Here is a 14,198-nt window from a genome sequence, read left to right as displayed (position 1 = left end):
GCCAAGTTCCGGCTGAAACGCCATGAGAAACATTGTGCCGAATGTGTTTGTTCAGGGCGGGTTGGGTCGGGCGCGGTCAGTGGACCATTTGCGGTGCGCCAAAATCCGGCGGGCGACGCACGAAGAATGCTGAAACGATCGTGAAGATCGACAATATCGCCCCGACCGTGAACGCGGCGGTGATGCCTTTGGACAGGGCCAGCACCGGATCCAGGCCTTCAGCTGTGTGCCGCGCCGATATCGCCGACATGATCGCAATGAAAAGCGCCACCCCCGCCGCGCCGGCGACCTGTTGAACCGATCCCAACGTCGCGCTGCCGTGCGAATACAATTCTGCTGGAACGGATGACAGGCTGACGGTGAACAGCGGGGTGAATGTCAGGGCCAGTCCAATACTGATCAGGATATGCCCGATCAGGATGTTCACCCAATTCGTATCTGGTCCCAGCAGGGTCATCGCCCAAAGAACGGCGCAAACGATAGCCGACCCCGGCACGATCAGTGGCCGCGGGCCATAGGTTTCGTACAGCCGGCCAACCCGTGGCGCCAAAAGGCCCATGACCAACCCACCCGGCAAAAGCAGGGCGCCGGTACGCAGCGTGTCAAAGCCAAGCACGTTCTGCATATAGATGGGCAACAGGATCACGGTCCCGAACAGTGCCGCCATCATGATGACCATCATGGCGAGCGAAATGGTGAAGTTCTTGGATGTGAAAGTCCGCAAATCCAACAACGCCCTTTCGGTTTTCTGCAGCCTGATCTGTCGCAGGACGAATACGGCCATGGCCAGCACGCCGACAGCAACCGCGACATAGCCGGTGGTGTTGCCATCCTCACCGCCCAGTTCACCAAAACTCGAAAGACCATAGACAAGCCCACCGAACGCCAGCGCGGATATCGGCACCGAAAGGATGTCCAGCGGGGCGTATCGCGGCGTGGTGACGTTGGACATCAACCGCGCCCCCACACCCAGCGCCGTCAACGCAATCGGCAGGACCAGCCAGAACAGCCAAGGCCAGCTCAGGTAGTTCAGGACAATACCTGAAATGGCCGGACCAATTGCGGGTGCCACCGAAATCACCATCGAGATATTGCCCATGACCGGCCCCCGCCGGTTATGCGGCACCAGCGTCATGACGGTCGTCATCAGAAGCGGCATCATGATCGCCGTCCCAAGGGCCTGAACAACACGCGCGGCAATCATAAATGCGAGCGATGGCGACAGCGCGGCCGCCAGGGTGCCCAGACTGAACAACCCCATTGCCAGAATGAACAGCGGTCGCGTGTTGGTGCGTTGGATCAGAAACCCGGTCACCGGGATCACGACCGCCATGGTCAGCAAAAAGGCCGTGGTCAGCCACTGGACGGCATTCGCCGTCGCGCCAAGGTCGTCCATCAGTCGGGGTAGCGCCACGCTCATGATGGTTTCGTTCAGGATCACGACAAAAGTCGCAACCAGCAGAAGGCCGATGACCATGCGGTTGCGCGCGGCATGTTCGGGCGCCTGTGGATCGTTTTGTGCCAGGGCACCGGGTTCCGACGTCATTGGAATATCCTGAAGTGTCTCCCAACCGACTAGCAGCGAACCCTTTGCCGGACAAGCACTGGAAACATGGCGCGGCCCGCGCCCGGAGACAAACAACCTGACTGACAGCATGAGACAAGAGGGCCCCCGCAGACCCCTTCGTTTGAAGGTGGCTCCGCGGTCGCGGTCACACCCCATGGTCCGCGGTGCGTGCGCCGCTGGTATCTTCGGCAAGGCAGTGTCGTCCGACAGTTTGAGAATGCGGTCAGTTGTGGCCTGACGGATGATGTGGCTCAGGACCTAAGGGCATTCCCGTATCAAAGTTGAATACGTTTGCAGCAAATGGGCATAGTCTGACATCAGGACGATAAATCATGCAATAAAGAGTGATACTGTGGCGCGAATACGTTTGCAGAGTCGCGGACTTTCGCTACTATGATGCGACTCGCAATCTACAGGTTCAGAACCATGGCAAACTCGAAAATATTTGATGGGATCACTCATACCAAGGCGCCCCGCCGGAGCGCTGCGTCCGACGCAAACGATGTCTCGGCGACGGTTTCTGAGGTGCTCGCAGCGGTCGCAGCCGAAGGCGACGCGGCTGTAAGGCGCTTTGCCAGTGCCTTTGACCGATCCGATCTCGCGGTATTCGAGGTGACGGAAGCGGATCGCGCAGCGGCGCTTGCCGCACTTGATCCGCAGACCCGCGCCGACACCGAGTTCGCCATCGGAAATGTCCGCGACTTTGCCAAGGCGCAGCGTGCCACGATGCAGGAACTGGAGGTGGAAATCCGGCCGGGCGTGCATCTTGGTCACCGGATTATTCCACTGGAGCGGGTCGGGTGTTACGTGCCCGGCGGACGCTATCCGCTTTTGTCAGCGCCGATCATGACGATCGTGCCTGCCAAGGTCGCCGGCGTGGGCGAGGTTGTTGCCTGTCTGCCTCCAAACGCGCATCCGGCCATGATCGCCGGGTGCCACCTTTCAGGTGCAGACCGGATCTTCCGTATCGGCGGTGCACAAGCGATCGCGGCCATGGCATTCGGCACGGAAACTGTACCGCGTGTCGACAAGATCGTCGGTCCGGGCAACGCCTTCGTGAACGAGGCGAAGCGGCAGGTTTTCGGGCCGGTGGGCATCGACCAGCTGGCTGGCCCGTCCGAGATTTATACTTTGGCGGATCACGCCGGCGATGCCGAGATGATCGCGACGGACCTTTTGGCGCAGGCAGAGCACGACGTGCGCACGCGGGTCGGGCTGATCACGACAGACGCTGATCTTGCCAAGAGGGTTGTCGAAGAGGTCGAGCGGCAGCTTGTCGATCTGGCCACCGCTGAGACAGCGCGCGTCGCGTGGGAGGACTACGGCGAGGTGGCGGTCGCACGTGACGAAGCTGCGATGCTGGCCTATTCCGACCATATCGCGGCCGAGCATCTTCAGGTTCACACAGCCGACCCACATGCAACGGCGGCAAAGCTCCGGCACTATGGATCGCTGTTCATCGGCGAAATGGCCAGCGTGGTCTATTCCGACAAGTGCTGCGGCACCAACCACACGCTGCCGACGATGGCGGCGGGGCGCTATACCGGCGGGCTTTGGGTCGGGGCCTATGTCAAGGTCGCAACGCATCAATGGATGGAGCCCGAGGGCGTGTTTTCTGTCGGACCACCCGCCGTGCGGCAAAGTGCCAGCGAGGGGTTGGACGGCCACCGCCGCGCTGCGCAACTTCGGCTGGACCGGCTGCAGGCCGGATAGGGTCAGGTCCGAGCTGCCTCGAACGCCGCCCAGGCGGCTTCGAAGGCGGTGAAGTCGAAGCCTTCGGCGCGTGCAGGTTCCAGGATCAGCCGTTCGGTGTCCAGAAGCTTGCGGACGGCCTGCTCCATTTCGGCGATATAGTCGGTGGGGATCACCACGGCCCCGTGCCGGTCTGCATGGACGAGATCTCCATCCGCGATTTCAAGTCCGAAGACCGTCACGGGTGTGCCGACTTCGCGCACGTGGACGAAGCCATGCGAGGGGCCGACGGACCCGGCGATCACCGGAAAGCCATCGGGCAGGTCACCCAGATCGCGCATCACCCCATTGGTCAGCGCCCCGGACAGGCCAAGCCCCTTGTGGACCGTGGTGTTGATCTCTCCCCAAAAGGCGCCGATGGCATCGGCCCCATCAAGGTCTTCGACAACCGCGATGGCGGGGCGCGGGCCTTCCGACATATGCCGGTAATATGCCATCCGGCGGGCGCGGATCACGTCCGGCGCCTCGGTCGGGGGGGCAAGGGCCGCGATCTTGGCGGTCCGGGCATAGCCGACGATCGCGCCCGCCGCCGGGTCGCTGCACAGGACCGTTCCCCGCGTGAACCGGTCGAACCCGCGCTTGCCTTCAACCACCTCGATCGCGTTGCAGACGGTCGGCGTGTCAACCGATCTCAGCAGGGTCAGAAGTTCGGTATTCATGGTCACTCTCCTTCAGCCAGTCGCGCAGTGCGCGCGTCGTCTCGGCGGGTTTTTCAAGGCAGGGCAGGTGGCCCGCCCCGTCGATCACCACAAGGGAGGACCGGGGCAATAGGCCGTGCATCAATTCGTGGCGGGACAGCGGGCACAGCCCGTCTTCGCGGCCACAGAGGACGAGCGACGGGCCGGTGTAACGGCGCAGCACCTCGGTCTGGTCGGGGCGGTCACGCAGGGCGATCGACTGGGCGCAGAACACCTCTGGCCCGAGGTCCATCGCCATCTCCATGCAGAGGTCCAACACGTTCTGCCGCTCTGGCCCGCGGGCAAGGTAATTGGGCTTCATCTCGTCCCGCATGACATCGAACAGCCGCCCGGAACAGGCCCGCGCCATCTGGGGGCCTCGCCGGGCCCTGACGGTATCGGCCTCGGCCAGCGGGTTGGTGTCCATCAGGGCAAGCCCCACGACCCGCTGCGCGGCCTGCCGCACCACCTCCATCGCGACGATCCCACCCATGGACAGCCCGGCAAGGGCAAAGCGCGGCGGCGCCTGGTCCAGCACCCGCGACGCCAGCCCCGACACCGTGTCCGCGCCGATCATATCGACAACGCCGACCGGCCGGTCGGGCGACAGGGCATTGATCTGCGGCCCGAACAGGCGGGCATCGCACATCATGCCGGGCAACAGGATCAGCGGCAGGGTCACTTGACCAACGCGGCCCCTTCGGCAAGCGCCCCAAGCTTGGCATAGGCGATATCGGGATCGACCGTGCCATAGCCCGCGAAGGTGCCAAAGCCGCAGTCGCTGCCGGCGATCACCCGGTCATGGCCAACGATATCGACAAAGCGTTCAAGCCGCTGCGCCACCAGTTCCGGGTGTTCGACGAAGTTTGTCGTCGTGTCCACCACGCCGGGTACAAGCACCTTGGTGTCCGGAATATCCGCCTTGCGGTCGCGGAACACGGTCCATTCGTGGCCATGGCGCGGGTTCGAGGTTTCGAACAGAACATAGCGGGCCTTGGCCGAAATCAGCGTGTCGAACATCTTGGCCATGGGAATGTCGCAAACGTGCGGCCCTTCGTAATTGCCCCAGCAGATATGGATGCGCACCCGATCCTCGGGCACATCCGCCAGCGCGTGGTTCAGCGCCTCTACATGGCTTGCCGCGACCTTCAGGAACTCTTCGTCGCTCAGGTCGGTGAACAGCATGTGCCGCGACAGGGCAAGGTCGGGACAGTCCAGTTGCAGGTCCAGACCCGCCGCGACGATGGTCTCGTATTCTTCCTTCATCGCGTCGGCGAGCGCGGCCAGATAGGCCTCGCGCGTGGGGTAATGGGCGTTTTGCAGGAAAAGGGAAATGACACCGGGGCTGGCCGCGTTCATGAACCCGCGTTCCACCCCGTGTTCGGCCATCGCCGCCTTGAGGTTGGCGATATCCTTCTGCAACTCCCCCTGACCTTTCGTCTTCACCTCGCCGACGCACATGGGGCGCGCGTATTGCGGGGTGCCGCCCTCGTTGGCGATGCGCTGCAAAAAGCCGGGAAACAGCTTCAGGTCGGCGGGGGCATTGCGCGGGCTGTCGCCGTCAAAGCCAGTGTAGCGATCCTTGACATAGGTCGCATAGGAAATCTTCGAAGTTTCACCATCCGACACGATCCCGACCCCGGCCTCGGCCTGACGGCCGACCGTTGCAGAAACCGCCTCGGTCATGGCGGCATCAAAGGCGGCCGGGTCGTAGTCTTCGTTGCGTTCCCGGGCAAAGATGAAATCCACCACCTTCTGCGTCCGGGGAAGCGACCCGACATGGGTCGTCTTGATCTTTGCCATGGGAACCTCCGTTATTGGGGTGCGGCGGCCGGACACCCCGGCCGCCGCCTGCCTCTTAGCCTTGCCAGGTCGGACCAGCGGGGTCTTCGGTCGCGACGATCCGGTACAGCGATGCCTCGCCCGTCATCGACGGGACGACGGTATAGCCAAGGTTCTCCGGCACGCTCATCGTGTCGCCGGGAGCAAGGGTCGCGCTGCCGCCATCCCAGGTGACCTTCCAATGGCCATGCACCGGCATCAGGACCGTCGGATAGGGGGCGGCCTGTTTGCTGTCGCGGGCAGAGGCGCGGGTCATGAAATCGACCTCGAACCCGGGCCGGTCGCGCAGCACGCCCGCCTCGCCAATCACCGTCACCGGTTTGCGGTCGGACAGGGCCACAAGGTCAAGATATCGGGCGACATGGTTCGGAAGCACCTGCGCCGTGGTCGGCTCGCCCCGCTTGGCCAGGTCGGCGTCCGACATCAGCGGCATCGGCTTTACCCCGTCGGGCAGGCGTTCCTGCTTCTTGCTGTCATAGAGCTTGCCGTTCTCGCCAAGGATCAACCCGTGGTCTTTCGCATCCTCGATCACCTGAGGGGCCCACATGACACCGCCCCCGGCATCGTCGCCGCCAAGGATCGCCATGATCATCCCGTAGTCGGTTCCGATATTTTCGAACCCCCGGAACACACCGGTCGGAATGTTGAAGATATCGCCCTTTTCAAGGATCACCTCGCCCGCGTTGCCCCAACGGCCCCAGAAGAACCGCCAGCGCCCGGACAGGACAAAGAACGCCTCGGCCGTGCGGTGATCGTGAAGGGAGTTTCGACATTTCGGCGGCTGCCCCGCCGCGCCGATGTTGAAGCCATGCGGGATGGTGATGTGGACATGCTGGTCGGGGCTTTCCGACACGCCGCCACCGATGATGGTAAAGTTTTCCTTCTGGTCGCTGCCCGGGGTATGGGCATCAATGAACGCGGTCTTGCAGGGCTGCAGGTCGCCATAGCGGACGATGCGGGTTTCCATTTCTTGGGGGGTCATTCTGATTTTCCTTTGGAGTAGGGGTCTGATGCTAAGTTGGCTCAGCCCCTTGCCCCGGCGGATGCGGGTTCAACCGCTCGGCACGGCGCGCCTGAAACAGCACATGCATTCGACGTATGTCCTCGGGCTGGCGCATCAAAGCGCACCGGTCTGCAGCAGGATCTGTTTCCAGATCGCGACTTCATCCAGCAAGGTGAATTCGCGCCGCAGGCCCCATTCGCCCCATTCGGCGTGGGTATTGCCCATGATATGAACCTCTGCCCCGGTGGGTGCACCAAAATAGCCATGTCCGCTGTGTTTGCCGGTCAGGGACCAGCGCACGGCGGCGCGGCGCGGCAAGCCGGGGTCTTCGCGGCCGATCACATGGTGAACTTCGAACTTTGCCGTCGGGAAAGAGGACCGCAGGCGCATCCAGTCGGTCTCGACAAAATCATAGGACCAGCCGCCGCGCGCGCCCCAGTGTTCCGTGCGCACCGCGCGATCGTATTCGCGGCGGATCAGGCTAAAGTCCTTATCCATCATCTGTGTCAGAATATGAGCAAGGCGCGCGCCCCATTCGTTGTCATTGCCCCGTCCCAAATACGGGCCGGCGACATCATGGGCCGGGTGGAACGGACGCTGGCAGGCTTCGGGGCCGCCTTCGCTGACAATCTGGTGGCGTGCATAATCCGTCACATCCCAGCCCAGTTGCCGCGCGATCCCGCCCACATCACGGATCAGCCATTCGTCGTCGATAGTGTCTGCCTTGGCCGCGCAATCAGCGATGACCCGGATTTCAAACCGCTTGCCGGTTGGCGGACCAAAGGCCCCATGGCCCGTATGGGTGCCCGTGGTCACGATCCGGTGGGACGACAGATAGCGCCCCGGCTCATCGGCGGATTCAGACCAGATCACGTCTTCACCCAAAAGCTGGCGGTCGGGCACTTCTGCCAATGTCGCCAGCGTGCCGTCGATCACACCTGCGTTGCCGATTACCAGCCCGGACGGAAACCGCATGGGGATGTCTTGGGCATAGTAGTGGTGCAGGGTCGCCAGACCGCGGTCCTCCCAGATCTCCTTGGTGATCTTCAGGATGTAATCAGGCAAGTCTTGGAAGCGGTTCGAGAAGTCTTTCATCACAATTGCCCAGTTTGTAGCAGGATCTGTTTCCAGATCGCCGTTTCATCAATTAGCGTCCATTCGCGGCGGAGTGTTGGCTGCCCCGTGCCGAAAGGTCCCCATTCGGCCTGCGAAATTCCCATGACATAAACGTCTGCCCCCGTGGGGCGACCGAAGCGGCCCCAGCCGCTGTGTTTGCCGTGCAGCGACCATCGGACAGCAGAGCGCGGGGGCATCAGGGGATCCTCGCGACCGATAATGTGATCGAGGGAAAACGCGGCGTCAGGGAAGGCTGCGCGGAGACCGATCCAGAATTGATCGGCCTCGGACCAACCTTGTGTCCTGACGTGGCCCGGATAGCAAAGTGCCGCGCCCCGATCATAGGTGGCCGGAATGCGGTCTAACTTGCCGTCCATGATGGCTTGGATCAGCGCCGCATGTTTCGCGCCCCAAGGGTCGTCGTTACCCTTGCCCTGGTAGGGGCCGGGCACATCATTGGCCGGTGTCATCGGTTTCACGCAGGCCATTGGTCCGCCTTCACGGGCGATGGCCTCGCGGGTCCAGTCGACCACATCATAACCCATCTGCAACACGATCGCAGACTGGTCGCGCACGAGCCATTCATCATAGACCGCGTCATCGCGGATCGCGCAATCGGCAAGAATTCGATACGCAAGCTTTGCGCCGGTCGGCGCACCATAGGCGCCGGGGCGGGAATGGGTCGCGGTGCAGATCAGCCTGTGCGACGACAGGAACGCGTCAGATGTATCTGTCCGACCCGCTGGATCATCGCACCAGATGACGTCCTCACCCAGCAGTCTCCGATCGGGAAATTCCGCGAGCGTTGCCATCGTCGCCGCGATCACATGTGTATTGTCAGTCAGCACCGAAGCGGGAGAGCGCACGATCAGGCCGGGTGCGTAGCGGTGCAGAAGGCTCGCAATCTGGCGATCCTCCCATATTTCGTGGGTGATGCCGTTGATAAAGTCGGGCACATCACGCCATTTCGGGTCGAAGCCGCGCATGTCTTCCTATCCTTGCCTGATCCGGGTCGAACCACGCACGATCAGTTTGCCCTCTATTCTGATGCGTTCAGGCGCCACGCTGGGGTCTTCGATCCGGTTCATAAGGCTATCTACCGTCCGGGCGACCATCTGGTTGATCGGCTGACGATAGCTGGTCAGGTCGTATGCGGGCCAGGCGGCGATCGGGACGTCATCAAAGCCGACAATCCCCACATCTTCGGGTACCTTCAGACCCAACTTGTGACGGATCACATCCATCGCAGCAAAAGCCATGTGGTCATTGGCGACAAAGGCCGCTTCAGGTCTGTCAGCCCCCGCGAACATCTCGAGCGCGGCCGAACGGGCACCGCCATATTCAAAGCCGCCGACCTCGCGGGCGGCCAGTTCCAGCCCCGCTTCGGCCAGACCTTCGCGAAATCCCGCCTCGCGGTGCTGTTGGGTTGACGCACCTTCGAAACCAGCCAAGTAGCCGATCCGCCGATAGCCGCAGTCGATAAGATGGTGGGCCAGAAGCTTACCGCCCAGACGGTTGTCGGTCGTCACCGAGCACAGTCTTTCATCGTCCTGTTCGCGGTTGAAAAGCACGACGGGAATATCGTGATCCACGCAGCGCTGCGCCAGATCCGAGGACATTGAAACCGAGGCGAGGATGATACCATCGACCTGATAGTCGATAATTTCCTTCATCACATCCTGCACGTCGCCCACTGTCGGGGCTGCCATGAAGACAAGCACATGGTATCCCTTGTCTTGCAGGGCCACCGACAACTTCTGGATCGCCTCGGGATAGAACTGGTTGTCCAAATAGGCGACCACCAGACCGATGATCCGGCTGCGCCCGGTAATCATGGCACGGGCGACGCGGTTCGGGCGGTATCCCAACTCTTCGGCGGCGCGCAGGACTTTTTCACGCGTCTTTCTTGATGCGCTGGCACCTTCGGTAAAGACCCGGCTGACCGCTGACTGGCTTACCCCCGCCCGTGCCGCGACCTGTGCTGACGTGACTTTTCCTGAGAGCATCATCCGCTTGTCCATCCTCCATCGAGAAGCATTGCTGTTCCGGTCATCAAGCCAGAAGCATCGGAAGCCAGATAGACCACCGCGCCCATAATATCTTCGACCTCGCCAACGCGGTCGAGCTTGATTTTGTCCTCGATCCACGTGCGCCGCTCGGGATCGTCGAAGGTTGACTGGGTTAGCGCCGTGCGGACAAAGGTCGGGCAGATTGTATTGACGCGGATACCTTGCTTGCCCCATTCGATGGCCATCGCCTTGGTGAAGCCTTCGACGGCGTGTTTGCTTGCGCAATAGACCGCGCGGTCGATGCCGCCGACATGGGCCATCTGGCTGGAAATATTGATCAGGCTGCCGGGCTTGCCTGCCGCGATCAGCCCTTTGGCCACGGCGCGTGTCAGAAAATAGGCACCCTTGATGTTCAGGTTCGCCACAAGGTCGAAATCGGCCTCGGTGGTCGTAAGTGCTGGCCCATGCTTTGCAGCACCGGCCGAGTTGACCAAGATATCATAGGGTCCATGCTCGGCGACCGCTGCTTCGGTCGCGGCAATATCTGCCACGTCGAGCGCCAGTGCAGTGCCTTTCAGGCCTTCGGCCTGCATCTCGTCCACGATGGCAGTCAGCTTGTCGGCACGCCGCGCCGCAAGCGTCACATCGGCCCCCGCGCGGGCAAGCGCGACAGCGCAGGCCAACCCGATGCCGGAAGAGGCCCCGGCGACAAGTGCCCGTTTGCCATCCAGTCGAAAGCCAGGCGTCTGCGGCAGCGTCATACGAATACCCCTTCGGGAAGCGTCACGGGTCCCAGGCAGCGGGCCTTGTTGAATTCACGCATCCGCGCCAGCACATCGACCCCGACCTGTGCATAAAGGTCGAGAAGATCCACGAGAACCCAGTTTTCCCGGATCAACCCGTCTTCGAGCCGCCAGAAATCCAGACTGCGCAAAAGGACTTCGCGTCCCGCCGGGGCAATGCCCATCCAGCCGTCATGGGTAAGCGTCAACCGCATGTTGGGCCAGCCGGTTTCGCAAACGTAGTCGCCCTGACCAAACCAGTGCGACATCAAATCCCCCAGGGCGTCGAGCTTGCGATCAGGCATGGCGCGCAGAAAGGGGATCTGGTGCCAGTTGCGGAAACCCGCGATCCCGCGTCCCGTGCCAATCCCGGTTGGTCCATACCAATTCATTCGCGGATGCCAGTAGCTTTCCAGCTGCATGACCTCGGGCCCGCCTTCGGACGGATGCCGGCACAGGTCAGTCAACATGGCGATGACATGATCCATTGCCGCCTGACCGTCACCTTGCGCCGTAAGCCCGTCCTGCGTCATCGGGGCCGGTGTCGCCAGAAACTTGCCAAGCTGTGGGGCCATTGGCCAGGCGCCCGACTGCACCATGACTTCGGGAATATCCCAAATGATCTGTGCTTCCGTGACGCGCCCGTCCTCAATACGGAAGAATTCGTGATAGCGCATATGGGTCAGATGACCCGTCGGCGGAATGTCGAGCCACGGGCGCAGCATTGTACCGAAATACTGCCCCATGCAGCCGACCCACTCTTGGCCCTCGGGTGTGGTGCCGTGCAAAGTGATCATGTCGCGCCGTTCAAGATCGGGCATGGCTGATAGAAGCGGGGCGATCAACCGGTCAAAGACCTCGGCCCCTTTGAGACAGCCGAACGGATGACACATCTGGATGACCGCGTCGGGTGCAAAAGCCGCGTCGATCACAGACTTTGCTCCATCCGAAACGGAGCCCATGGCACGCTGAAACGCGCCGAGGGCGGGATGCATGGTCATTCAGCGGCCTCACGGTAAGGGGCACCTTCGCCATAAGGCACATTGATCCCGCCATAGCGCCGCACGCGGATGTTGCATTGCTCGGCATGGCCAACAAAGCCCTCCAGCATGCACAGGCGCGACCCGTATGCGCCGATCATTGCGGCAGCCTCGTCTGTCGTGACCTTCTGATAGCTGTGGGTCTTGAGGAATTTGCCAACCCAAAGCCCGCCCGTATAGCGCCCCGCCTTTTTGGTCGGCAGCGTATGGTTTGTGCCTATCACTTTGTCGCCATTGGCAACATTGGTCCGCGGTCCAAGGAAGAGCGCGCCGTAGCAGGTCATTTTCTCAAGGAACCAATCGTCACGGTCGGTCATCACCTGCACATGCTCTGACGCGATGTCGTCGGCAACCTGCAGCATTTCATCGTAGGTGTCGCAGACGATCACCTCGCCGTAGTCCTCCCAGCTTTTGCGGGCGGTATCGGCTGTGGGGATGATGTCGAGCAGGCGGTCGATTTCTGCAAGCGTGTCTCGGGCCAACTTCTCTGAATTGGTCAGCAGAACAGCAGGTGAGTTATAACCATGCTCGGCCTGACCCAAAAGGTCAGTTGCGCAAAGCTCGCCATCAGCGGCGGTCTCATCTGCGATAACCATCGTCTCTGTCGGGCCCGCGAAAAGGTCGATGCCGACGCGGCCGAAAAGCTGGCGCTTGGCTTCGGCAACAAATGCATTGCCCGGACCAACCAGCATATGAACTGGGTCAATTGTCTCAGTCCCGATGGCCATCGCACCGATCGCCTGAATACCACCCATCACATAGATTTCATGGGCGCCGCCCAGATGCATGGCAGCAATGACGGCGGGGTTGGGTTCGCCCTTGAAGGGCGGGGTGCAGGCGATGATGCGCGGAACACCCGCGACCGAGGCCGTTGCCACAGACATATGTGCCGAGGCGACCATCGGAAACTTGCCGCCGGGGACATAGCACCCGACCGATTGGACCGGGATATTCTTGTGCCCGAGGATCACGCCGGGCATCGTTTCGACTTCGATATCCAGCATGCTGTCACGTTGGGCCTTCGCAAAGTTGCGAACCTGTTCCTGCGCGAATTTGATATCTGCCATGTCGCGGTCAGAAACTTTGGCGATCAATGCCTGAATTTCTTCGTCGCTTAGCCGATAGCTTTCGCGGTCGTAGCCGTCGAATTTGACAGAAAGGTCGCGCACAGCAGCGTCGCCGCGAGCCTCGATATCCTTGAGGGTGACCTCGACCACAGCGCGGACCTTGGCGTCGTCCTCGGCGCGTTCCGAGTCAGGTTTGCTTTCTTTGAGATAGCGAATAGCCATGTTTTGCCTCTTGATATTCAAATGTCCGTGCAGCCATAACTGGCCAGTTGGCCCTGGATCACGCCTGCGGGATCCGTTCGCCGGTTGCCGTGTCGAAGAGATGACAGATTGATGCTGGGATCCGGGCGTTGACCACATCTCCGATTTGGGCGCGGTACTCCTTGTTTGTCTTGATCGAGACCAGTGACCCGGCCAAACGCCAAGTGATCATTGAGGCCTCGCCCAAGAGTTCGATCGAGTAGACCGGCGCAGAAATTTGCCCGTCGCCTTGAACGATTTCGGCGTCTTCGGCACGGAAGCCGAGCGTGACGTTGCCGGACGCTGCCTGTGGCAGCCCCTCTATTCTGACACCTTCGACGGTAAAGGTTCCATTCTCCAACTTTCCCTCGATCAGGTTCATTGCCGGCGAGCCGATAAAGCTGGCAACAAAGGTATTGGCGGGGTTGTCATAGATGTCGGTCGGCGTCCCGACCTGCTGAATCTTCCCAGCGTTCATCACAACGACGCGGTCGGCCAGCGTCATTGCTTCGATCTGGTCATGGGTCACGTAGACCGTCGTCACGCGCAGCTTTGATTGCAGGTTCTTGATCTGCGCGCGGGTCGAAACCCGCAGTTTGGCGTCAAGGTTCGACAGCGGTTCGTCCATCAGAAAGACAGTGGGCTTGCGGACGATGGCGCGCCCAAGCGCGACACGCTGGCGCTGACCGCCTGACAGCTCTGCCGGCCGCCGGTCCATGAAGTCTTCAAGTTCAACCATGCGGATGGCGTCCATCACTTTTTCATGGTGCTGATCTTTCGGCACTTTGCGGACCCGCAAAGGGAAGCGGATATTTTCATAGACGCTGAGGTTCGGATAAAGCCCGTAGGACTGGAACACCATCGAGATATCCCGGTCTTTGGGCTCCAACTCATTGACGACTTTTTCGCCCATGATGATCTCGCCGCTGGTGACATCCTCGAGTCCGGCGATCATCCGCATCGTTGTGGACTTGCCGCAGCCTGATGGCCCAAGAAGCACCAGAAATTCCTGGTCGGCGATGTCGAGGTCGAAATTGTCCACACCGACAAAGCTGCCCCAGCGTTTGTTGACGTTCTTGAGTTGTAGTCTTGCCATGGGAGGC

13 protein-coding genes are annotated in these 14,198 nt (G+C 61.4%); 1 reads left to right on the top strand and 12 read right to left on the bottom strand.

Annotated features, from left to right (window positions below; genetic code table 11):
* Window positions 1-76 precede the first annotated feature (76 nt).
* On the bottom strand, window positions 77-1,546 hold the full coding sequence (locus EU803_RS07560) for an MDR family MFS transporter (RefSeq protein ID WP_129681338.1): 1,470 nt from the start codon (window positions 1,544-1,546) through the stop codon (window positions 77-79).
* Window positions 1,547-1,993: 447 nt separating this feature from the next.
* Between EU803_RS07560 and hisD (EU803_RS07555) the strand changes: the two genes are divergently transcribed.
* Window positions 1,994-3,280, top strand: a complete 1,287-nt coding sequence (hisD, locus tag EU803_RS07555; RefSeq protein WP_129681336.1) for a histidinol dehydrogenase — start codon at window positions 1,994-1,996, stop codon at window positions 3,278-3,280.
* Between the two features lie 2 nt (window positions 3,281-3,282).
* On the opposite strand, the gene EU803_RS07550 is transcribed toward hisD (EU803_RS07555), so the two are convergent.
* The 11 genes from EU803_RS07550 to ugpC form a co-directional block, all read right to left on the bottom strand.
* On the bottom strand, window positions 3,283-3,978 hold the full coding sequence (locus tag EU803_RS07550) for an RraA family protein (protein WP_129681334.1): 696 nt from the start codon (window positions 3,976-3,978) through the stop codon (window positions 3,283-3,285).
* A complete protein-coding gene (locus EU803_RS07545; RefSeq protein WP_347400083.1) occupies window positions 3,941-4,645 on the bottom strand; it encodes an alpha/beta hydrolase in 705 nt (234 codons plus the stop codon). The genes EU803_RS07550 and EU803_RS07545 overlap by 38 nt, the downstream gene beginning before the upstream one ends.
* 29 nt (window positions 4,646-4,674) lie before the next feature.
* Window positions 4,675-5,799 carry a cobalamin-independent methionine synthase II family protein gene (locus tag EU803_RS07540; RefSeq protein WP_129681331.1) on the bottom strand — a complete coding sequence of 375 codons (1,125 nt, stop codon included), beginning with the start codon at window positions 5,797-5,799 and terminating at the stop codon, window positions 4,675-4,677.
* A gap of 55 nt (window positions 5,800-5,854) precedes the next feature.
* Window positions 5,855-6,820, bottom strand: coding sequence for a cupin domain-containing protein (locus EU803_RS07535; protein ID WP_129681330.1), 966 nt, complete (start codon window positions 6,818-6,820; stop codon window positions 5,855-5,857).
* Window positions 6,821-6,955: 135 nt separating this feature from the next.
* Complete coding sequence (locus EU803_RS07530) at window positions 6,956-7,936, bottom strand: ester cyclase (protein WP_129681328.1); 981 nt, start codon at window positions 7,934-7,936, stop codon at window positions 6,956-6,958.
* The gene (locus tag EU803_RS07525; protein WP_129681326.1) at window positions 7,936-8,943 is read right to left on the bottom strand and encodes an ester cyclase; all 1,008 of its coding nucleotides are present in this window, start codon (window positions 8,941-8,943) and stop codon (window positions 7,936-7,938) included. Before EU803_RS07525 ends, EU803_RS07530 begins: the two co-directional genes overlap by 1 nt.
* A 6-nt stretch (window positions 8,944-8,949) precedes the next feature.
* Entirely contained in the window at window positions 8,950-9,963 is a 1,014-nt protein-coding gene (locus tag EU803_RS07520; protein ID WP_129681635.1) for a LacI family DNA-binding transcriptional regulator, read from the bottom strand.
* Window positions 9,963-10,727: an SDR family oxidoreductase gene (locus tag EU803_RS07515; protein ID WP_129681324.1), complete on the bottom strand. Its 765-nt coding sequence runs from the start codon at window positions 10,725-10,727 to the stop codon at window positions 9,963-9,965. Before EU803_RS07515 ends, EU803_RS07520 begins: the two co-directional genes overlap by 1 nt.
* Window positions 10,724-11,749, bottom strand: a complete 1,026-nt coding sequence (locus EU803_RS07510) for an ester cyclase (RefSeq protein WP_129681322.1) — start codon at window positions 11,747-11,749, stop codon at window positions 10,724-10,726. The genes EU803_RS07515 and EU803_RS07510 overlap by 4 nt, the downstream gene beginning before the upstream one ends.
* Complete coding sequence (hisD, locus tag EU803_RS07505; protein ID WP_129681633.1) at window positions 11,746-13,077, bottom strand: histidinol dehydrogenase; 1,332 nt, start codon at window positions 13,075-13,077, stop codon at window positions 11,746-11,748. Before hisD (EU803_RS07505) ends, EU803_RS07510 begins: the two co-directional genes overlap by 4 nt.
* Before the next feature lie 58 nt (window positions 13,078-13,135).
* Entirely contained in the window at window positions 13,136-14,191 is a 1,056-nt protein-coding gene (gene ugpC, locus EU803_RS07500; protein ID WP_129681320.1) for a sn-glycerol-3-phosphate ABC transporter ATP-binding protein UgpC, read from the bottom strand.
* Window positions 14,192-14,198: the final 7 nt, after the last annotated feature.

The organism is Loktanella sp. IMCC34160 (assembly GCF_004145845.1).
GTDB lineage: Bacteria > Pseudomonadota > Alphaproteobacteria > Rhodobacterales > Rhodobacteraceae > SELP01.
The sequence above is the reverse complement of the archived record's forward strand: the minus strand, read 5'-3'. Positions and strand labels throughout refer to the sequence as shown.